This is a genomic window from Rhizobium sp. KNZ14-9A, assembly GCF_056755015.1.
Map to the genome: position 1 here is coordinate 91288 of NZ_JBPGXB010000004.1, position 19942 is coordinate 111229.

The window sequence follows — 19942 nt, forward strand, 5'->3', positions numbered from 1 at the left end:
ACTTGACAGTGTCACGTCGAAACAAAGCGTTCGTGGCAGGCGTCCTAAGGTCACTGTGGAACGGCGCTCTTTCAGAAAAATATCATCGCAATATCGCTGACACTACAGGACGGCGAACCTGCGCGGCTGAATACTTTCAGCATCGAAGAGCTTGATCGCTGGAGATTGATATGTCGGATATCGTATTGACGTTTCGCACCTATCCAAGTCTGCATCCTGGAGTGATCTGCCGTTCCCTTCTAACGGCGCTGGCAAGAAAGTTTCGTCGCTCGCACCAACAGCACTCATCGCGGATCGTATCCTCTTTGACCGATCATCTACGCACCGACCTTGGGTTCGAAAACCCTCCCTTGCGGCCGATTTCACGGTTTCAGGGTTTCGAAATCGAAACTTGCATCGTCAAGCAATCTCCCGAGGCCCTGCAACTTCATCTGACTAGGGGAATCGAAAGATGATCGACATGAGCGCGCTGCATGTCGGCTTGGCAATGGGGGCTACTTCGATCGTATCCGTGGGTCCCAACAATCTCATGCTGCTGCGGGAGGGGATCGCCCGGGGTCGTATCGTGACGGTCGCCTCGCTGGTTCTGGGTAGCTATGTCGTCTTGGTCTCGGCGGCTGTCTTTCTCGGATCCTCGTCCTTCCGGTCAGCAGATTGTCTGTCCACCATTCTATCCTGGGGTGGTCTTGTCGCGCTGATCTATTTCGCCGGGATGTCGTTCAGGGCGATCTGGGTATTGCCGGCGGTAGTTCGGCCTGCGGCGGATGAATCATAGCGCGAGCGTATGAGAGTCCAATACCGTAGCCGCCGGCGTGGGCTTCAACAATGCCTCTCGCTCCGGCATAGGTTTCATGTCTTGTCCAGTCTCGCTGAAGCTCGAGGAGGACCTGAATCCAGGACGTCATCGTTGCTCCGGCCGCCTCCATTCGCCGCAATGCAAGAGCATGACTTTCCGACGTCAGCCCACCACAGGCGTCCGCGACGACAGAAACATCATAGCCCTCTGCGAGGGCGGACAGAACCGGAAAGGAAACGCACGCCTCGGTAAGAAGGCCGGAAACAAGGAGACGCTTACGGCTGGAGGTGACGACGGCGACTCGTGCGGCCTCATCTTCCCAAAGATTCATGTTCCGGCGCTCGATCGATCTCACGTCTCCGATCGCGGCCTGGATCGCCGGCATGATTGGGCCGCTGTAGACGGTTGAGGCGGATGTCGAGGCGATGATCGGCAGCTCGAACAGTTTCGCTGTCTTCGCCAGCGCCACAACGTTTCCAAGGAGGGCTTGACGAGCGATCGACTCGACCCCGAAGGCGAGGCCAGCCTGCTGATCGATCAAAAGAAGCGCGCAGTCATGCGGTGTAGTCAAAGGCAAGTTAGCCATAGGGGCTCCAATTCTCCGTTCTTGAATGGGAAGAGGCTAGTTGATCCGTCGCCCGGCTTCTTGGATCGCACTATGGCCGTTTGGAGTATCATCTTCCCACTTCTCGACCGCGTTCGTGCCAACCTCACAGCGGATTCGATCGCGTCTCGAACCGTGGGCGCCCAATCGAGAAGGATTGTTCCGCCGGGCAGGGCATGCGTCCTTTTGCTGGGCCGGCCGCTTATCGGTCAGAATTTCCAACCGCAGTATTATCATCCAATCCAAAGGACGGCTTCTCGGTAAATAGTAGCAGATGCGATGTAACCTGGCCGAGACCATTCGGCTGTTTTCCGGCGCAATACAAGAACCGAAGCAAAGCAAGTTCCGAACGAAATGTCAGCTGAATCGACATATGAATTTCTCGTCCTCCTCTTGATGGCAACGATAGTGCTTGAACTGGTCGCACGGCGTTTGCGTCTGCCGCCGGCTGCCGCTCTCATTGTCGGTGGCGTCGTCCTTGCAGTCACGCCTGGCGTTCCTACGATCAGGATCGATCCGGAAATGGTCATGCTGATCTTCCTGCCGCCGCTCCTCATGAGCGGAGCCTATTTCACAGTCTGGCACGAATTCAAAAAGCACTTCGCGGAGATCGCCTCCCTGGCGCTGGGAGCGGTCGTATTCACGACATTGATCGTGGGGGTCGTATTCCACCTGTTATTGCCTCAGTTGCCATGGGCAGTGGGCTTTTCATTGGGCGCAATCGTCTCACCGCCTGACACCGTTGCCGCGGGAGCGGTTCTCGAGAGGCTCCACCTTCCAACCCGGATTTCGGCGCTTCTCGAAGGGGAGAGTCTGGTCAACGACGCCAGCGGCCTCGTCCTGTTACGCTTCGCCGTCGCAGCCGCCTTGACCGGCAGCTTCAGTATTCCCGAAGCGATCGGCTCCTTCGCCTGGGTGACGGCCGGAGGGGTAGTCGTCGGTCTTGTCGTCGGCTGGATAGGTGTTTGGGTCATCCGCAGGCTGCGTGATAGCGAGCTGATCATTACGGCAACGCTTCTGCTCGCCGCAATTTCATACACCGGCGCCGAGCGCCTCGATAGTTCGGGCGTTCTGTCGACGGTTACGACGGGTCTCATTCTGGGGTTCCACCAGCATGAGAGCTTTTCGGCCTCGACCCGGGTGCGAGCGCAAGCGTTCTGGAAGGCGCTGGTCTTTCTGTCGGAGTCCTTGCTTTTCATTCTCGTCGGCCTTTCTCTTCAGGGTGTTCTCGATCGCGTTTCCGAAGGCGGGCACGGCATCGGCGATGTCACTATTCCGATCTCGGCGGTGGTTTTGACCGTGATCATCGCACGCTTCGTTTGGCTGCTCGGAACCGGCACACTGAAGCGCGTCCTGTTATGGCGAGGCAGCAGGCGCAAAAGGCCTTTTTCATTTGCGACTGCGACGATCATCAGTTGGGCCGGTATGCGCGGCGTGGTGACGCTGACAGGCGCATTGTCCCTTCCGGAACAGATGCCGGGGAGGGACCTCGTCCTTATTGCCGCGTTCGCCGTGATCATCGTCACGGTTCTGGTTCAGGGCTCGACTTTGGCCCCGCTCGCCGCCCTACTCGACTTGGCCAGCCCCGACGAAGAACAGCAATTGCGTGAAAATGAGGCCTCCGCCTGGAGGCGCGTAGCGGAAGCTCAATATCGTGCGATCCAAGAGTGCTCACGGAAGGAGCATGGCATCGAGCGGCATCCCCGGCTGCTCGAACAGTACCGGCATCGAGCCGAGGTTGCCGCCCAGTATGAAGCTGACCGTGACACGCATGAGAGCATTAAAGCTGACCACTTCAAGGCTGTTCTCGAGGTGCTTCAGGCCGGTCGGGCCGAAATCCTGCGGATGCACAGGGCCGGCGAAATCCACGACCGCGTCATGCGGGACCTCGAACACGAACTCGACCTGCAAGAGATCGCTGCGGAGAACAGACTGTGATCCGCCGCGTTTCAAATGGCTCATGTGTTTGCTGTTTGCGCCGCTGGCGCCTGTGGAGCCGACATCGTGCCGCAAGCTGAAACTCAATCCTCCCTCAGACCAACTTTTCGCGTTCGGATCTTTTCGGTTGTAGCCGTAGGATGGTCCAAGATAAATGGAATGATTGCCGTGACACTGGTTTCTCATTGCGATTGAAACCTATTTTCACGCGAATAGGCGTTGCGCAGCTGTTCAGCAGAATTATATGGTCTGCCGGAGTCGGAATGTTCTCATGGATGCTAAAGCGCGGAGGCATCTTGGAGGGAGGGGATTGAGCTGGACCATATTCAACTGAAAACGCTCGGCCCGTATTTCGGCCTTCCCGAAGCCGCGTCGCTCAATGCGGTGCCTGTCAGGGCTTCATCTATTTGCGTCACGAGAATCGCAAAGGATGTCACCGACGGTGAGAGGCCGATCGTTTCCCTTCCCGTTTGCGACGCCTATTTCCTGATGGTGTACACCAAGGAGGCTCATCATTGCGACATCCTCCCGGACGGGACCAGGACATTGCCCCACAAGTTCGAGCGGGGATCGGTTTGCCTTGTCGACCTTTCCGAAGGAGCGTCGATCGTCTTATACGCGGACCTTCATTCGGTTACCTTCTTGTTGCCAAAGGCCCTCATAGAGGAGGTCGGGGACCTGTCTAGGGCAAGTTCGATACTCGAGCTGCGGTGTCGACGGGGTGAGAGGGATCCGGTTTTAAGCAATCTCGCCGACATCGTCATTTCCCTCTTTGGTCGAGAGACCGGTTCATGGGAGGCGCTCCTGAAGCACTTGGCAATCGCGATCTGCTCACATCTGATCGAGGACCCCATCGGTAAGACGGAGGCTGGCAGCGACGAAACGATCCTGCCCTACAACCGTGAAACTTTGGCGAAAGAGTTTATGAGGAACAACCTTGCCCGCGAATTGTGCGTGGCAGACATTGCCGCGGCCGCGGGTCTTTCTGCCAATCATTTCTCGCAGAGTTTTAAGAAGGTGACCGGAGTTACGCCCCATCGCTGGCTCATGCACGCGCGGGTGGATGCCGCTAAAGATCTTCTTCGCGACAGCAGCCTCCCGTTGAAGGCGATCGCCGACGCCTGCGGCTTTGTCGATCAAAGTCATTTCACGAAGGTCTTCTCCCGCGAGACAGGCATGACGCCGGCTGTCTGGCGTACTGGCCGGCTTCATTGATTGAAACCAAGTCGAAAGCTGTTTCGTAAAAAAATCGTTGGAATCTACCATAAAACAGCGTAGCGTTGAGGCTGGTACGGGTGGGTTTGGCGGAGTGGACATTGAAGAGAGAATTGGAAGGCGGTAGTGCGCTTCGAACGCCTGTTCCTGGTCAATGGACGATAAAAGCGTCGGCTATCACGATCACCCGTCTGTGCTACGACAAGGACGATCTTCCGATCGCTCCACCGAGCAAACGCGAGGAGGCAGTCTCCGTCATCACTCAGTTGACCGATTTCAGAATGCACCGCCTTTGGAAAAACGACGAGCTCATTTTCGAAGGCGGGCATCCGAAAGGTGCGATCGCTATCACCGACCTCAGAAATGAATGGCAGTGCCATCATCTCTCGCCATTCGATAATCTGCGATTCAATATCCCGCTCTCTTTCGTGCGCACTTTCCTGGAGGACATAGGCCGCCCGCAATTCGACGGGTTCGATTGTAGGCCCGGTACTAGGGACGACGTCATTCTTGGCCTTGCTCAGGCCGTCTTGCCTTATCTCGTCAACCGACATGAGGCCAACCAATTGTTCTTTGAGCAAATTAGCCTGGTTCTGTTGACGCATCTGACCCACACCTATGCCAGCCAGTATTTTCCGACGAGCAGGAATGGCGTTTTGGCGCCATGGCAGGAAAAAAGGGTGCTCGAGTTCCTGGTTGCGAACGCCCTCACGCAGGTCTCGATCACCGAACTCGCCCAACTCTGCAGCCTGTCCCGCAGTTACTTTAACAGGGCGTTCAAGGAGACATTCGGCCGGACACCATACCGTTGGGTCATGGAGTATCGAGTTTCAAAGGCCAAAGATCTTCTGCTTGCTGACCTTTCGATCCAAGAGGTCGCCACGACGTGCGGTTTCGCCGATCAGAGCCATCTCACGCGAGTGTTTTCGGATATTGCGGGAGAGCCCCCTGGCAACTGGCGTCGGCGGAAGCGCTTGAAACTCGGCGATAAGACTTAATAAAATCGCGGCCGGCCCGAAGCTCGCGCTTTCGCGAAGTTTTCCCGTCAGATCTCGTCTCGGAGCAGGGCTCGTCTTCATTTCGGTTCCTGTGTGAGGTCCAGCCGCCGAGACAGTTCGAACATCCAAACCATCCTTTTTAGCGACAAGAAGGTTGCGTCGGCAGCGGGCATGATCCGTCCCGTCAACGCAATTTAGCTGACTGCCGACGCACCGTCAGCTCAACGCTTTTGAGGAAACACAATGACTGTAAACGCGACACCGACGCCGGGCTCGAAGCTTCTCACGCCGAAGGATCATACGCTGATCATGATCGATTTTCAGTCGCAGATGTCTTTTGCGACGAAGAGCATCGATGCTGTCAATCTCCGGAACAATGCCGCTCTCGTCGCCCATGGCGCCAAGGGTTTCGGCGTTTCCACCATTCTGACCACGGTTGCCGAAAAGAGCTTCTCCGGCCCGATGTTCTCCGAAATCACCGATGCGTTTCCCGGTCAGAAGCTGTTCGACCGCACGTCGATGAACACCTGGGAAGATGCAGCCGTCATCGAGGAGATCAATCGCATCGGCAAGAAGCGCATCGTGCTTTCCGGCCTGTGGACCGGTGTCTGCATCGTCGGCCCGGCGCTGTCGGCCATCGAACAGGGTTTTGAAGTCTTCGTCCTGGCCGATGCCTGCGGCGACGTTTCCGACGAAGCGCATAACCGGGCAATGGATCGCATCGTTCAGGCCGGCGGACAGCCGATGACGTCTCTCCAGTATTTGCTCGAGCTTCAGCGCGACTGGGCACGGACCGAGACCTACGACATGACCACCGGTATCGCCAAGAAGTTCGGCGGCGCCTACGGCCTCGGCATCATCTACGCCAAGACGATGTTCGGCGCGTCCGAAGGTCATTGAGGGGCGAACTGGCTGCCGGCACGCAGTGCTTTGCAGCGACCAATTCTTCGGTCTTTTTCCCGTGGCGCACTTCGCTCGCGCCACGGCACCGGCCATTCCCATTCAGTCATGCGCACGGAGCTCATCGTGACCGCCTCACCATCGAACAATACGACCGTCGTTCTCGTGCATGGGGCATGGGCGGACGCATCGAGCTGGAGATCAGTTATTTCCCTTTTGCTGAAGCAGGGCGTTTCCGTCGTCGCCGTGCAAAATCCAACGACATCTCTGTTGGCGGATGTCGAGGCAACCCGCCATGTGCTGAACGAGATTGACGGGCCTGTCATTCTCGCCGGCCACAGCTGGGGAGGAACCGTCATCACGGAAGCAGGCAACGACCCGAAGGTCAAGGCTCTGGTCTTTGTCGCGGCCTTCGCACCGGACGCCGGCCAATCGACCGGAGACCAGGTTGCTGCCCATCCCGCCCCTCCAGGTCTTAGCGAGGTCAGTCCTGACCGCAGCGGCAGCTACATGATGAGCGCAAACGGCTGGATCAACGCGGTAGCGCAGGATCTGCCGGAAGAGGATGCACGAGTCCTTGCGGCCACCCAGCCGCCGCTCGGTGCAGGCACTTTCTCCGACAAGGTGACCAAGGCCGCCTGGACGGACCGCAAGAACTGGTACGTGATTTCGAGTGAAGACCGGGCAGTCAGCGTGGAGCTCCAGCGGGAATTGGCGAAGAAGCTTAATGCTCGTACGACCGAGATCAAAGCCAGCCACATGTCATTGATTTCGCAACCGGAGGCGATCGTCTCCGTCATCCTTGAGGCGGTTTCCGAGGCGACCGGGCTTTAATCGTCGAATAGATCAGAAAGGACAACTTCCATGAAAATCTACCTCCTCTCCCTCGGCGCCGGCCTTCTCGTCGGCATTGTCTACAGCCTCCTGAACGTCCGTTCGCCGGCTCCTCCTGTGATCGCGCTTGTCGGTCTGCTGGGCATCCTTGTCGGCGAACAGATCATTCCCTTCGCCAAGACGATTATCAACAAAGAGCCGGCCGCAGTCTCGTGGCTGCATCAGATCAAGCCACACATGTTCGGCCATTTGCCCAAGGGCACAAATCCCGCCGACATCAAGCCTTCCGACAAGGTCTGATACCTGCTCTCGCTCGAGGACGAAGATTATGGAAAACGCAACCGCCGACCTCATCCTGCATCACGGGCTGATCACCACGCTCGACCGCTCCAATCCGACCGCCAGCGCCGTCGCCGTCAAGGACGGCAGGTTCCTCGCCGTCGGCCACGGTGCCGAGATCATGGCGCTCAAGGGGCCGGACACCAAGGTGGTCGATCTCAAAGGCAAACGTGTTCTTCCGGGCCTGATCGATAACCACACGCACGTCATCAGAGGCGGTCTGAACTTCAACATGGAGCTGCGCTGGGATGGCGTGCGCTCGCTCGCAGACGCGATGAACATGTTGAAGCGCCAGGTGGCGATCACACCTGCACCGCAATGGGTGCGAATCGTCGGCGGTTTCACCGAGCATCAGTTCACCGAGAAGCGCCTGCCGACCATCGACGAGATCAACGCGGTTGCGCCCGACACCCCGGTCTTCATCCTGCATCTCTATGATCGTGCCCTGCTGAATGGCGCAGCCCTTCGCGCCGTCGGCTATACCAAGGACACGCCAAACCCGCCCGGTGGCGAGATCACCCGCGATGCCCAAGGCAACCCGACCGGCCTGCTGCTTGCCAAACCGAATGCCGGCATTCTCTATTCGACGCTCGCCAAGGGTCCGAAACTGCCCTTCGACTATCAGGTCAATTCCACCCGCCACTTCATGCGCGAGCTGAACCGCCTCGGCGTAACAGGCGTCATCGATGCCGGCGGCGGCTTCCAGAACTATCCTGATGACTATGCCGTCATCCAGAAGCTTGCCGATGACGGCCAGATGACCGTCCGCCTCGCCTATAATCTCTTCACCCAGAAGCCCAAGCAGGAGAAGGAAGACTTCCTGAACTGGACGGCTTCGGTGAAATACAAGCAGGGCACAGATTACTTCCGCCATAACGGCGCCGGCGAAATGCTGGTCTTTTCCGCTGCCGATTTCGAGGATTTCCGCCAGCCGCGCCCCGATATGCCGCCGGAAATGGAAGGCGAGCTGGAAGAGGTCGTGCGCGTACTCGCCGAAAACCGCTGGCCCTGGCGCCTGCACGCCACCTATGACGAGACGATCAGCCGCGCGCTCGACGTCTTCGAGAAAGTCAATCAGGATATCCCGCTCGAAGGCCTCAACTGGTTCTTCGACCATGCAGAGACGATTTCCGAGCAGTCGATCGACCGTATCGCCGCACTCGGCGGCGGCATCGCCGTGCAGCACCGCATGGCCTATCAGGGCGAATATTTCGTCGAGCGCTACGGCGTGGGGGCTGCCGAGGCCACCCCACCCGTCGCCCGCATGCTGGAAAAAGGCGTCAAGGTTTCCGCCGGCACCGATGCCACCCGCGTTGCCTCCTATAATCCCTGGGTGTCGCTCTCCTGGATGATCACGGGCCGCACCGTCGGCGGCATGGCGATCTATCCGCGCCGGAACTGCCTGGACCGCGAAACGGCGCTGCGCATGTGGACCGAAAACGTCACCTGGTTCTCCAACGAGGAAGGCAAGAAGGGCCGCATCGAGAAAGGCCAGTTCGCCGATCTCATCGTGCCGGACAAGGATTTCTTTGCCTGCGCCGAAGAGGAAATATCCTTCCTTACGTCGGAGCTGACCATGGTCGGCGGCAAGATCGTCTATGGCGCGGGCCACTTCGCCGAGCTCGATGATAACCCGGTTCCGCCCGCCATGCCCGACTGGTCGCCGGTACGCGCCTTCGGTGGATATGCCGCCTGGGGTGAGCCTGAGGGCGCCGGCAAGAACTCGTTGCACCGCCAGCTGATTTCCGCCTGCGGCTGCGCCAATGATTGCAATGTCCACGGCCATGCCCACGCCAATGCCTGGGGTTCGAAGGCACCGGTCTCCGATCTCAAGAGCTTCTGGGGTGCGCTCGGCTGCGCCTGCTGGGCCGTCTGAGGATCGATGCCATGCATGCCCTTGAAATCCGATTTGCGTCCCTCGCCCGCCCTCTTTTCGGCGCCGCCTTCATGCGGTTCATCGCCTACCTCGGCCTCTGCGCCGCCTATCTGCAGGGCGGCCTCAACAAGCTCACGGACTTTCCGGCCGCGATCGGTGAGATGACGCATTTCGGCCTCTCGCCTGCCCCGCTCTTTGCGGTATTCGTCATCATCCTGGAGCTTGCCGCCTCACTCATGATTCTGACCGGCTTTTTCCGTTGGCTGGGCGCACTCGCCCTCGGTGGCTTCACACTGATGGCCACCTTCCTCGCCCTGCGTTTCTGGGAATTGCCTGATGGAATGGAGCGCTTCATGGCCGCCAATTCCTTCTTCGAACATCTGGGCCTTGTCGGCGGCTTCCTTCTGGTCGCCTGGCTCGATCTGAATTCCCGTTTTGTCTTGAAAACGAAGGTTTGACGATATGATATCCCGCTCACTCCGTACTATCGGGTTGCTTGCCGTACTCGCAGCCCTTCCGCTCGCGTCGAGCCCTGCCGCCGCCCGCGCTGCTAAATCTCAATTCGGCGTCGGTGCGCAATACGACACGACGCATGTCTATGTGGATCCCGACAAGGTGGATGCCTTCGTCCAGAGTTTCCTTGCGACCTTCGGCGGAACCAGCACCAAGCAAGTCGTTGCGACCGTGACGCCGACGCCGAGCAGCACGACATCGCAGCTCCTGCAGACTCCAGTCGGCACGGTATCCCTATTCGGCTTCAAGACGCCGATCCCCTATCCTTTCGGCTTTGAGCGGACAGGTTATCTGGTGACCGACATGGACAAGGCGCTTGCCGCAGCCCGTGCCGCCGGCGCCAGCGTCATCGTCCAGAGCTTTCCCGATCCGATCGGCCGTGACACCGTCATCCAATGGCCGGGCGGGGTAAACATGCAGCTTTACTGGCACTCGACTAAGCCGAACTACGCCGCCTTCGAGACCGTTCCGGAAAACCGTGTCTATGTCTCGCCCGACGCTGTATCCGCTTTCGTCAAGGATTTCGTTGCCTTCTCGAAGGGCACCGTGGTCTCCGACGAAAAAAAGGCACCGGGAGTCGAGATCGGCCGTCCGGACGATACATTCCGCCGTATCCGCATCGAATCCGTCTTCGGGAAGATGACCGCCCTTGTCACCGATGGGCACCTGCCCGTCCCCTACGGGCATGAAATGACCGGTTATGAGGTCGTCGATCTCGAGGGCACTCTTCAGAAGGCGAAGGACAGCGGCGCGAAGATCCTCGTTGAACCCTATCAATCAGGCGACCGTCGGGCCGCCATGGTGGAATTTCCGGGCGGCTATGTTGCGGAGATTCATTCCGGTGCCAAGCCCTGACGACGATGTTGCGGCCGCGTCGAGCGCGGTCGCTCGGTCCTAACGGGGAGCGTAAATGATGGAACGTTACCTAGTTTCAACCGCCGTCCTGCTGACTCTGTCGGCGACGGCGGCAAGTGCTGCCGACATGTCGGCACCTGCCAAGCGGCCGGCGATCAAGAGCAACCGCTGGCAAGAGGATTGGTCTCCTTTGGCCGATCCAGCGCTCAGGACGCAGCCGCTCGATGGCCTGAAATATGTCCCGCTGTCCATTTCCGATCCCGGTACTTACGTGTCATTCGGGGCGAACCTCCGCGAGCGATTCGAGACCAACCACACTCCGGGCTTCGGAATCGGCGGTGTCGAGGGCGATAGCTATTTGATTCAGCGGGCTCAGTTCCACATCGATCTGCATCTCTTCGAAGACTGGCAGATATTCACCCAGTTCGAAGATGATCGAGCATTCTGGAAAAGATCGGTCGGCCCAACGGATGCCGACAAGGTGGATCTGCGACTGGCGTTCGTCTCTTACTCACATGATTTCGATGCAGGGACTTTCAAGGCGCGCATCGGTCGGCAGGATTTTGCTTTCGACCTGCAGCGATTCGTCTCCTCACGCGACGGGCCGAATGTGCGACAGTCCTTTGATGCAGTGTGGGCAGATTGGGAAACGGGCCCGTGGCGCTTCATCGGTTTCGCCAGCCAGCCAGTCCAATATAGCAACAACGAGGCGTTCGACGATACGTCGAATGGAGACTTCCGCTTCAGCACTTTGCGCGTGGAACGGCAGGTCCTGGGAGCCAACGAACTTTCTGCCTACTACTCGCTCTATCAGAAACATGAAGCGCATTATCTGGACGGATCGGGAGACGAAGACCGGCATATCTTCGATACTCGGTTCGCCGGCAATTCGAATGGCCTCGATTGGGATATCGAGGGGATGGGGCAGCTAGGTTCCGTCGGCGACAAGGATATCCGTGCCTGGGCGATCGGTGCGCGCGCCGGCTACACTTTCGACGGTTCATCCTGGACACCTCGGCTGGGCCTGCAGTTCGATATGGCTTCAGGAGACCGCAATGCCGGCGACGGCACTGTCGGAACCTTCAATCCTCTCTTTCCAAACGGCTATTATTTTACGCTCGCCGGCTACACCGGCTATGCAAACCTCATACACCTCAAACCTTCGATCACAGTGAAGCCGACGGATAAGATGACGCTTATGGCGGCGGTCGGTCTCCAGTGGCGGCAAACTACAGCGGACGCGATTTACGTCCAGCCCAATCAGGCTCTCGCAGGAACGGCGGGTCGCGGCGGCGCGTGGTCCGGGGCTTACGGGCAGGTCAGACTCGACTACGCCTTCAGCGTAAATCTGACAGGCGCCGTCGAGGCCGTTCACTATGAGGTCGGCGATGCCATCCGCAATGCCGGCGGCCATGACGGCAATTACCTTGGAGCTCAATTGAACTTCGTCTGGTGACCGGCTTGCGGGCGCGGGCCGGCGTAACCCAAGCTTTGTCCAAATAGGACGAGTATCGGACAAGAGGTGTCAGCCCTTCACAGGCTATGAAATCAACGTCCACCCCAAAGGTTACCAAGATGTCTGACAACCCGATCGAGATCATGTTTTCCCGCAGACAAACATTGCTGGCCGGCGCAACCCTTTCCGCTGCGATAGCAATGCCATCTCTTGCCTTTTCCACTACCACCCCGACAAAGATTGAAGGAATACCGCCCATGACCACCGGCTTCGTCGAAACCAAAGACGGCGTACAGATCTTTTACAAGGATTGGGGTCCGAAGGACGCCCAGCCGATCGTTTTCCATCATGGCTGGCCGCTGTCTTCGGACGATTGGGACGCGCAGATGCTGTTCTTCGTTCAGCACGGTTATCGCGTCGTCGCTCATGATCGCCGTGGTCACGGCCGCTCCTCGCAGGTCAGCGACGGTCACGACATGGATCATTATGCAGCCGATGCATCCGCGGTTTTCGAACACCTGAACCTCAAGAACGCCGTCCATATCGGCCACTCGACCGGCGGCGGCGAAGTCGCTCGATACGTCGCCAAGTTCGGCCAGCCCCAGGGCCGCGTCGCCAAGGCGGTTATGGTCAGCGCCGTTCCCCCGCTGATGCTGAAGACGGAAACCAATCCAGGCGGTCTGCCGATGGAAGTCTTCGACGGCATCCGCAAGGCGGTCGCCGACAACCGTGCGCAGCTCTTCGTCGACTTCCCCACCGGCCCGTTCTATGGCTTTAATCGTGAGGGCGCGACTGTCTATCAGGGCGTGATCCAGAATTGGTGGCGCCAGGGCATGATGGGCAGCGCCAAGGCCCACTATGACGGCATCAAGGCCTTCTCCGAAACCGATCAGACTGAGGATCTCAAGAAGATTACGGTCCCAACCCTTGTCCTGCACGGCGACGACGACCAGGTCGTTCCGATCGCCGATTCCGCCGAGCTTTCCGTCAAGCTCCTCAAGAACGGCACGCTGAAGGTCTACAACGGCTACCCACACGGCATGTTGACGGTCCACGCCGACGTCATCAATCCGGACCTGCTCGCCTTCATCAAGGCCTAACGAGCACGGTCCCGCCTGCCGCCAAGCTCCAAGCCGGCGGCAGGCCGCCACGAAAGCAGTGCCCGACGCGCCCGGGCACTTTACCAAGGTCTCCAGGAGCTCCGTTAATGAAAGCCGTTCCGCTTCCTCTTCTCCTCAGCTTCAACGGGGGATATGTCGATACTGTCGGCTTCCTGGCGCTCGGAGGGCTGTTCACCGCCCACGTAACCGGCAACTTCGTGACCTTGGGCGCAGCGATAGCGCTAGGCACGGGGGGCACCCTGTCCAAGCTCCTCGCACTTCCGGTCTTCTGTGTCGTCGTATTCGCCGCGCGAATCGTCGGGCTGGCGCTGCAGCGGAGCGGCCAACCGGTCCTGCGTCCTCTTCTCGCCGTTAAGCTGATTCTGCTCGTGGTCGCCGCGGCGATCGCATTGACTTACGGTCCCTTCGGCGATCCGAACAGTTCCCGGGCCTTCGCGATCGGCATGGTCCTTGTTGCCGCTATGGCGGTGCAGAACGGCATTCATCGCGTTCATCTGGCGAAGTCTCCGCCATCGACCCTGATGACCGGAACGACGACCCAGATCATGCTCGACCTTGCCGATATCGTCACGGGCGGGCATTCGGAGAGCACGGCTGCAGCCTACTCACGTCTGAAGCGGATGGTGCTCGCCGTTGTCGTCTTCGCCTTGGGCTGTGCCATCGCGGCGCTGGCGTTCATTCTTTCGCCCGTCTGGAGTTTTGTCGTCCCTGCCATCCTGGCGGCCCTGGCACTCGTTGCACATGTTGAAACGCCCGAAGGCGATTGATTGGTACGCACCAAGAAAACGCACCACATGTCGAACCCGCAGGAGAATAAAATGTCTGATCGTCAGATGTCCGATTCAAGCTACAGCCACGTCATCGATGTTGGCGCCGACAAGGTCGATATTGCTGATTGGCTGTTCAACTTGCCCGATGCAGAATATCAGCGTTGCTCCCCCGACCACATCGCCGCCGGCGCCACCTGGACCGACGATGGTCGTCGGATGTCGATCAATGTGGAAACGATCGGCGGGAGCCTGGTGATCCAGCACTATGTCGCCGAGGTCGCTGAGCCCAATTATTGCAAGATGGTCTCTATCTCGGATGTCATGACAGCCCATGGTCGCACCACGGTGCAGGTGATCTGGGAGCTCAGCGTCAAGCCGATCGAAGCTGGACATTGCGAGTACACGAACCATGTACGGGCATATGCCACCGACGTGTTTCTGGCCTATTGCGAGAAAAATCATATCAATTTCGCCGACGCGGCGAAGGCTCGTTCGGAAGCATCTTCCAATCACAACAAGGGCGAGACACCCCTGTTCGCCGAGAGTATAGCGCAACGCGCGAGGGAAAAGCACGCGATCGCTGCTTAACAAACTCCTCGTTCCACAAGACGGTAATAGTCGACGAGGGCGAGCGACGGGTGTGGTTCCTCTTCGAGATACTCCGCAACACCAACGCCTGAACAACCGCAGCCGGGAGATGCGCCACCGACTTGCGCATCTTGGCTCTCGGAGGATCCCATGCAGGCATTCAGCAGTGAACGCTGCAAATTCGATGATTATGTCATAGGATTCGCCGCGGAGAAGGCGGCGCAGGGCCGTCGGGTGGCCATCATTACGCTACTGTCGATCGATGGTTCCTCTCCCCGTCCGCTCGGCGCCCAGATGGCGGTCGCGGAAACCGGGGAATGGGCGGGCTACGTATCGGGGGGCTGCCTGGAGCGCGCAATCGTCTCGGAAGCGCTCGATACGCTCCACGTTGGGCAGAACAGGATCGTGCGCTACGGCAAGGGATCGCGCTATTTTGATCTGCAGTTACCATGTGGTTCTGCAGTCGATCTCTTTTTTGACGTGACACAGGAAGCCTCCTCCTTCGCGGCCATCGACATCAGGCTTTCGGCCCGTGTTCCGGCGCGCATGGAACTCGGGTTGCCTGACGCGCCGGCCCAATCTGCCGCGGTGGAATATTATCCGCAACGCCGGCTCGTCGTCGCCGGGGCAGGGGCTGCGGCCGCTTCGCTTGGTCGCCTCGCATCCTTTTCGGGCTTTGACGTTCATCTGCTGACCAACGATCTTGCCACGGCAGAGCATTCCTGCCTTCCGCCAGATCGCATCACCACGTTGACGATGAGCCGCTCCGCACCAACAATTGCGATCGACGAACGAACCGCGATTGCCTTCCTCTTTCACGACCATGATTGGGAGGAACGGCTGATCGCGGGTGCGCTGGCGACGGATGCCTTCTACGTCGGTGCCATGGGAAGCCGGCGAACGGCGGAAAAGCGCGCTTCTATGCTGCGCAACACGGGTGTCGGCGAAAGGCAGCTGAGCCGTTTGAAAGCCCCGGCAGGCCTTGTTTCGGGCGCCAAGTCTGCTTCCGACGTCGCGCTATCCATCCTATCGCAAGTCATGGCCGCGGAGCAGGCAGCGCAGATCCCGAGGTTTCGGTTGGTTCGCGATGAGCGCCCGACCGAGTGGTCCGTTTCCTCACTTGCGATCGAGGCATGGCAGTCCTTTGAGGGGCGCGCATGTGGAATTTGACACGATGGAAAAGCCATCGCCGCTCACCTGGGCATTCGCCTCACTTCTTGCTCCAGCGTCCGGCGCTTCGATCCGCGGTTGATTTCGTGGATTTCGATGTGGACCGGCGACCAGCGTTCGTGATCGGAAACGCACGCGGTCCGACCTGTTCCTCTTCGGTCACACTGTCGTTGAATGCGACAGATCAAAGATGTGGCGGATGCGGTTTGCCAATGTCTGCGCATGTTGCGGGGGCACGCTTTTGTCTCCGCGCAGCCGCTTCTCCTGTTCGAGCCTGTCGACGAGCGTTGCGCCGATATCTTCAGCCAGAACCGGACGCTCCTGCAGGACCTCGCAGAGCTGGTCTTTTCCGATCTCGCGGGTAATGACCGGCGTCAGTGCAACGATACGACCGGGCTCTTCGGCGCCGATCAGGAGGCCGCGTTCGCCGAAAATATCACCAGGCGAAAGTCGGTTGAGCTCGACGTCCCGACCGTTCTCTTGCCGGACGACTTGCACTACGCCGCTTTCAACAAGCATCAATGCCGGCGAGCGCTCTCCTTGGGCGATGATTTCCGCCCCTCTTGCGTAGCTGCGCCGGACAGCAGCTTTCGCGAGCGTTTCGCGCTCCCTGTCGGTGAGGGAAGTAAAAAGCGGCAGTATCGTCATGAGCTGCAGTGGCGTCTCGGACTCTTGTCCGGGAACGATTGGAGACTCGAATGCGGGCGTGACACTGAACGGGACATCAGATGCGAGCGGGATACCAGCCGCCAGCATGTGCCGATATACCAGATCGTAGATTTCATTCTTTGCCACTGTCGTCTCGGATATGTCGCGAATGCGAAAGGCCAACTCGAACTCTATGGTCTCCTTGGCGAGGCGGACGATCGAGACCAGGGGGTCTGGAACACGCATGATATGATTGCTCGCCAGCGTAACCGTCTCGAGTAATCTCGCCATGGTCGCCGGCGGCCGCGTCGGGACGAGCTTGATCGACATGGTGATGCCATGGGTCTCGTCGGGGCTGTTGAGATTGACCAACTGTGATTTTGCGAGCGCGCTGTTCGGAACGACGACGAGGTCGTTCGTGGCGTTGGAGAGGTGGGTCGCACGCCAGTTAGTCTCGATAACACGACCCTGGACGCCGTTTTCGAGAATGATCCAGTTGCCGACGCTGTAAGAGCGGCCAAGATTGAGGGCAAATCCGGAAAAGACATCGGAAAGCGTATTTTGCAGCGCGAGACCGAGGACGATAGCAAAGACACCCGAGGTCGCGATCAGCGTGCCGACAGGCACGCCAAACACATAAGCCACGATGGAAAGGGCAGCCCCGACATAGATGATCCCGGCAATCAGGTCCTGGACGAACCGCGCTTCGCGAGGGCGTCGCTCGAAGATCAGGAACAGCTTGATGCAGCTGACGAGCATCATCGCCCCGCCGAGCCACCAGATCGCTTTTGCGAGACCGTAGAACAAACGGTACCGCAGGTCGGGCGAAGAGATCGCCGCGGAGTAGGGCGCGACGCCGGTCGACAGCAGGATAGCCGTCAACGCGATGAAGAAGGCGACATCGATAGCAAAGCGGACCGCCCTATGCCTGGGCAGCAGCCAATACGCCACCGTGAGGACGATGATGAGAACCAGAAATTGCGTAATCGGATCAAGAAGAAATTGCATCGGAAGGCCCAACCAGCAGCCGACTGTTGCTAGCACCATTTCTCGAATGGCGTCTTGGCGATTTCAACGAAGTTTAGCAGGATATCGTTCATTAATAGTGAACAATGCATAGTCCACGTAGACAATTTCAATCTCAAGCGAATTCGCCGACATCTTGTTCATCGAAACATAGGAGTTCGGCAATGAACACGCCAGTTGCATTCCACACCTTCAAGCATGGTCTTTTTGATATCACGGTGCTCTCCGACGGCCCGATCGCGCTCGCCGGCGAAATCTTCGCCCCTGAAGCCTCCGACAACCAGCGGGCAGACGTTGTCGCCCGGATGGACGGCGCCGACAACATTGCCGATGCCCAATCCAATATTCCGCTCATTGTCACCTCCAATGACGTCATTCTCGTTGATGTCGGCGCGGGCGCCCGTTTCCAACCGAGCGAAGGGCAACTCGAAACGAACCTCAACGCCGTCGGCGTCAAGGCCGGCGATGTGACGAAGATCATCATCTCGCACGCCCACCCCGATCATATCTGGGGCATGCTGCGCGATGACGGTTCGCAGCGTTTTCCGAATGCGCGCTATTATATCACCCGCGCGGAGTGGGACTTCTGGATGGGTGAAAAGGCAGATGCCTTGCCTGAGGCGGTCCAGCCCTTTGTCGCCGGTGCCCGGCGCGATCTGCAGGCAATCGCCGATCGGGTGACCTTCGTCGAAGACGGAGACGAAGTCGTTCCCGGCCTCAGGGTCCTTTCGACACCTGGACACACGGCAGGCCATATCTCGATTGTCGTCGATGGTGAGGTCCCGCTGATCATTACCGTCGACGCCACCGCCAGCCACATCGTTTCCTTCGAGCACCCCGACTGGAGCTTCGGCTTCGACATGGATCCGGCGCACGCAAGGACGACGCGTCGGGCATTGCTCGAGCAGGCCTTGCGGGAGAACGCCGTGCTGCTCGGCTATCACTGGGCCTATCCCGGCGTCGGGACCGTCCGCAAGGAGGGCGATAGCTTCAGGCTGCGCCCTGTGACGGAGGCCCAGTCATGAGCCGCAAGGTTTTCGAAAGACAAGCGAGCTTCCTGACGGCCACAGCGGTCGTCGCCCATACCATCTGGACCAGCGCCGCTCCGGCGCTGACCTATCCGCTCTATGCGCAGGAATGGCATCTGACGACATTCACGACGACGGCGATCTTCGCCGTCTATCCGGTCTTCGTCGTCCTCATGCTCGTGGCTTTCGGCAATGTGTCCGATTATATCGGGCGAAGGGAAGCGATGCTGCTCGGTCTTGCGGCTTCACTCGCCGGCACGCTGATCTTCGCGCTCGCGCCCGATGTGGATTGGATATTCATCGGCAGGGCCTTCATGGGTGTTGGTGTCGGTTTAGCTGCCGGGCCATCGGCCGCTGCCGTGGTCGAGTTCAGCGCGCCGGGCCGGACGGCACAGGCGGCGAGCGCGACGGCTGCTGCCCAGGCCTTCGGCATGATCGGCGCGGCCCTTGTCGGCGGTGCGCTGATCGAATATGCGCCGCTGCCGACGCGACTGAACTTCGCCGTTCTGGTCGCCGTCCTTGCCGCGCTTATCGTTGCGACCTGGATGCTCCCGAACCACACGGCGTCGCGGCCGCCTGGCCGTTGGCGGCCGAGGACTCCCGCCATTCCCAATGGGCTGTTTGCGACTTTCGTGACGGCGACTGCAGCGGTAACGGCCTCATATGTGCTCGGCGCTATGACGCTTTCTCTTGGTGCGCAGGTGGCGCGGGACGTCATTGCCTCCCAAAACGCTCTCGTCAACGGCGGCACCATCGCGCTCTTCGCGATTTCTTCCGCCATCGCCACCGTGCCGGCACGAGGCGCCAAGCCGAGCAGGATCATGCTCGCGGGCAGTGCCATCGCCATTGTTTCCTCCGGGTTGCTGGCGCTCGCCGCGGTTCTTCACTCGCTTGTCTTCTTTACCGTTGCCCAGATCGGCAGCGGAATGGCCTACAGCCTGCTCCTCCTCGGGGGACTTTCGCTGATCAACGCCTCGGCGCCCGTGACGCACAGAGGCGCCACGCTCTCGGCGCTGTTCCTCGTTGCTTACCTGGCCCAGGCCGTCGTGGCACTGTTGCTGGGCAAGATCGCGACATGGGCGAGCCTTTCGTCCGCAGTGGATATTGGAGTGGCGACGGTCGCAACGCTGGCATTGGTGACGCTCCTTCTCGATGCAGTCAGAAGCGCCGTCGCCGGCCGCAAGGCGCGTAAGGCAGGGACGCACTGACTCTTCCCTGTGGATACGAAGCAAGGCGAACCGCAAGGTTCGCCTTGCCGTCTTCAGAT

The 19942-nt window shown here is 59.3% G+C and carries 19 protein-coding genes; 17 read left to right on the top strand and 2 right to left on the bottom strand.

Annotation, left to right across the window (positions count from 1 at the left end):
* Window positions 1-451: 451 nt before the first annotated feature.
* A complete protein-coding gene (locus tag ACR9ZQ_RS30875) occupies window positions 452-775 on the top strand; it encodes a LysE family transporter (protein WP_481429521.1) in 324 nt (107 codons plus the stop codon).
* Here the strand turns inward: ACR9ZQ_RS30875 and ACR9ZQ_RS30880 are convergent.
* Window positions 720-1382, bottom strand: a complete 663-nt coding sequence (locus ACR9ZQ_RS30880) for a hydrolase (protein WP_481429522.1) — start codon at window positions 1380-1382, stop codon at window positions 720-722. The genes ACR9ZQ_RS30875 and ACR9ZQ_RS30880 overlap by 56 nt on opposite strands.
* A 414-nt stretch (window positions 1383-1796) precedes the next feature.
* Here ACR9ZQ_RS30880 and ACR9ZQ_RS30885 point away from each other — a divergent pair, with 414 nt between their 5' ends.
* The 14 genes from ACR9ZQ_RS30885 (at window position 1797) to ACR9ZQ_RS30950 (ending at window position 15973) form a co-directional block, all read left to right on the top strand.
* Window positions 1797-3338, top strand: coding sequence for a Na+/H+ antiporter (locus ACR9ZQ_RS30885; RefSeq protein ID WP_481430950.1), 1542 nt, complete (start codon window positions 1797-1799; stop codon window positions 3336-3338).
* 813 nt (window positions 3339-4151) lie between these two features.
* Complete coding sequence (locus ACR9ZQ_RS30890; protein WP_481429523.1) at window positions 4152-4553, top strand: AraC family transcriptional regulator; 402 nt, start codon at window positions 4152-4154, stop codon at window positions 4551-4553.
* A 101-nt stretch (window positions 4554-4654) separates the two neighbouring features.
* Complete coding sequence (locus tag ACR9ZQ_RS30895; protein ID WP_481429524.1) at window positions 4655-5551, top strand: helix-turn-helix domain-containing protein; 897 nt, start codon at window positions 4655-4657, stop codon at window positions 5549-5551.
* 243 nt (window positions 5552-5794) lie between these two features.
* A complete protein-coding gene (locus tag ACR9ZQ_RS30900; RefSeq protein WP_113324810.1) occupies window positions 5795-6451 on the top strand; it encodes a hydrolase in 657 nt (218 codons plus the stop codon).
* A gap of 126 nt (window positions 6452-6577) precedes the next feature.
* Window positions 6578-7285, top strand: coding sequence for an alpha/beta hydrolase (locus ACR9ZQ_RS30905; protein ID WP_477924987.1), 708 nt, complete (start codon window positions 6578-6580; stop codon window positions 7283-7285).
* A gap of 30 nt (window positions 7286-7315) precedes the next feature.
* Entirely contained in the window at window positions 7316-7585 is a 270-nt protein-coding gene (locus ACR9ZQ_RS30910) for a XapX domain-containing protein (RefSeq protein WP_007814401.1), read from the top strand.
* A gap of 28 nt (window positions 7586-7613) precedes the next feature.
* The gene (locus ACR9ZQ_RS30915) at window positions 7614-9500 is read left to right on the top strand and encodes an amidohydrolase (RefSeq protein ID WP_481429525.1); all 1887 of its coding nucleotides are present in this window, start codon (window positions 7614-7616) and stop codon (window positions 9498-9500) included.
* Between the two features lie 11 nt (window positions 9501-9511).
* Window positions 9512-9958: a DoxX family protein gene (locus ACR9ZQ_RS30920; RefSeq protein ID WP_481429526.1), complete on the top strand. Its 447-nt coding sequence runs from the start codon at window positions 9512-9514 to the stop codon at window positions 9956-9958.
* 4 nt (window positions 9959-9962) lie between these two features.
* Window positions 9963-10868, top strand: a complete 906-nt coding sequence (locus tag ACR9ZQ_RS30925) for a glyoxalase (protein WP_481429527.1) — start codon at window positions 9963-9965, stop codon at window positions 10866-10868.
* A 55-nt stretch (window positions 10869-10923) separates the two neighbouring features.
* Window positions 10924-12324 carry an alginate export family protein gene (locus ACR9ZQ_RS30930; protein WP_481429528.1) on the top strand — a complete coding sequence of 467 codons (1401 nt, stop codon included), beginning with the start codon at window positions 10924-10926 and terminating at the stop codon, window positions 12322-12324.
* A gap of 119 nt (window positions 12325-12443) precedes the next feature.
* Window positions 12444-13424, top strand: coding sequence for an alpha/beta fold hydrolase (locus tag ACR9ZQ_RS30935; protein ID WP_481429529.1), 981 nt, complete (start codon window positions 12444-12446; stop codon window positions 13422-13424).
* 107 nt (window positions 13425-13531) lie between these two features.
* Window positions 13532-14212 (top strand): YoaK family protein, encoded by a 681-nt coding sequence (locus tag ACR9ZQ_RS30940; protein ID WP_481429530.1) that lies wholly within the window; start codon window positions 13532-13534, stop codon window positions 14210-14212.
* Between the two features lie 51 nt (window positions 14213-14263).
* The gene (locus ACR9ZQ_RS30945) at window positions 14264-14803 is read left to right on the top strand and encodes a hypothetical protein (protein ID WP_481429531.1); all 540 of its coding nucleotides are present in this window, start codon (window positions 14264-14266) and stop codon (window positions 14801-14803) included.
* Between the two features lie 150 nt (window positions 14804-14953).
* On the top strand, window positions 14954-15973 hold the full coding sequence (locus tag ACR9ZQ_RS30950) for an XdhC family protein (protein WP_481429532.1): 1020 nt from the start codon (window positions 14954-14956) through the stop codon (window positions 15971-15973).
* Window positions 15974-16132: 159 nt separating this feature from the next.
* Here ACR9ZQ_RS30950 and ACR9ZQ_RS30955 read toward each other — a convergent pair whose 3' ends face one another.
* Entirely contained in the window at window positions 16133-17629 is a 1497-nt protein-coding gene (locus ACR9ZQ_RS30955; RefSeq protein ID WP_481429533.1) for a mechanosensitive ion channel family protein, read from the bottom strand.
* A 182-nt stretch (window positions 17630-17811) separates the two neighbouring features.
* Here ACR9ZQ_RS30955 and ACR9ZQ_RS30960 point away from each other — a divergent pair, with 182 nt between their 5' ends.
* Window positions 17812-18672 (top strand): MBL fold metallo-hydrolase, encoded by an 861-nt coding sequence (locus tag ACR9ZQ_RS30960; protein ID WP_481429534.1) that lies wholly within the window; start codon window positions 17812-17814, stop codon window positions 18670-18672.
* Window positions 18669-19883: an MFS transporter gene (locus ACR9ZQ_RS30965; RefSeq protein ID WP_481429535.1), complete on the top strand. Its 1215-nt coding sequence runs from the start codon at window positions 18669-18671 to the stop codon at window positions 19881-19883. Before ACR9ZQ_RS30960 ends, ACR9ZQ_RS30965 begins: the two co-directional genes overlap by 4 nt.
* Window positions 19884-19942: the final 59 nt, after the last annotated feature.

What these genes read in the sequence shown, in the direction of transcription:
- ACR9ZQ_RS30875 (WP_481429521.1), top strand. Translation starts at nt 452, where the DNA reads ATGATCGACATGAGCGCGCTGCATGTCGGCTTGGCAATGGGGGCTACT.
- ACR9ZQ_RS30880 (WP_481429522.1), bottom strand. Translation starts at nt 1,382, where the DNA reads ATGGCTAACTTGCCTTTGACTACACCGCATGACTGCGCGCTTCTTTTG.
- ACR9ZQ_RS30885 (WP_481430950.1), top strand. Translation starts at nt 1,797, where the DNA reads ATGGCAACGATAGTGCTTGAACTGGTCGCACGGCGTTTGCGTCTGCCG.
- ACR9ZQ_RS30900 (WP_113324810.1), top strand. Translation starts at nt 5,795, where the DNA reads ATGACTGTAAACGCGACACCGACGCCGGGCTCGAAGCTTCTCACGCCG.
- ACR9ZQ_RS30910 (WP_007814401.1), top strand. Translation starts at nt 7,316, where the DNA reads ATGAAAATCTACCTCCTCTCCCTCGGCGCCGGCCTTCTCGTCGGCATT.
- ACR9ZQ_RS30915 (WP_481429525.1), top strand. Translation starts at nt 7,614, where the DNA reads ATGGAAAACGCAACCGCCGACCTCATCCTGCATCACGGGCTGATCACC.
- ACR9ZQ_RS30920 (WP_481429526.1), top strand. Translation starts at nt 9,512, where the DNA reads ATGCATGCCCTTGAAATCCGATTTGCGTCCCTCGCCCGCCCTCTTTTC.
- ACR9ZQ_RS30925 (WP_481429527.1), top strand. Translation starts at nt 9,963, where the DNA reads ATGATATCCCGCTCACTCCGTACTATCGGGTTGCTTGCCGTACTCGCA.
- ACR9ZQ_RS30930 (WP_481429528.1), top strand. Translation starts at nt 10,924, where the DNA reads ATGATGGAACGTTACCTAGTTTCAACCGCCGTCCTGCTGACTCTGTCG.
- ACR9ZQ_RS30935 (WP_481429529.1), top strand. Translation starts at nt 12,444, where the DNA reads ATGTCTGACAACCCGATCGAGATCATGTTTTCCCGCAGACAAACATTG.
- ACR9ZQ_RS30940 (WP_481429530.1), top strand. Translation starts at nt 13,532, where the DNA reads ATGAAAGCCGTTCCGCTTCCTCTTCTCCTCAGCTTCAACGGGGGATAT.
- ACR9ZQ_RS30945 (WP_481429531.1), top strand. Translation starts at nt 14,264, where the DNA reads ATGTCTGATCGTCAGATGTCCGATTCAAGCTACAGCCACGTCATCGAT.
- ACR9ZQ_RS30950 (WP_481429532.1), top strand. Translation starts at nt 14,954, where the DNA reads ATGCAGGCATTCAGCAGTGAACGCTGCAAATTCGATGATTATGTCATA.
- ACR9ZQ_RS30955 (WP_481429533.1), bottom strand. Translation starts at nt 17,629, where the DNA reads ATGCAATTTCTTCTTGATCCGATTACGCAATTTCTGGTTCTCATCATC.
- ACR9ZQ_RS30960 (WP_481429534.1), top strand. Translation starts at nt 17,812, where the DNA reads ATGAACACGCCAGTTGCATTCCACACCTTCAAGCATGGTCTTTTTGAT.
- ACR9ZQ_RS30965 (WP_481429535.1), top strand. Translation starts at nt 18,669, where the DNA reads ATGAGCCGCAAGGTTTTCGAAAGACAAGCGAGCTTCCTGACGGCCACA.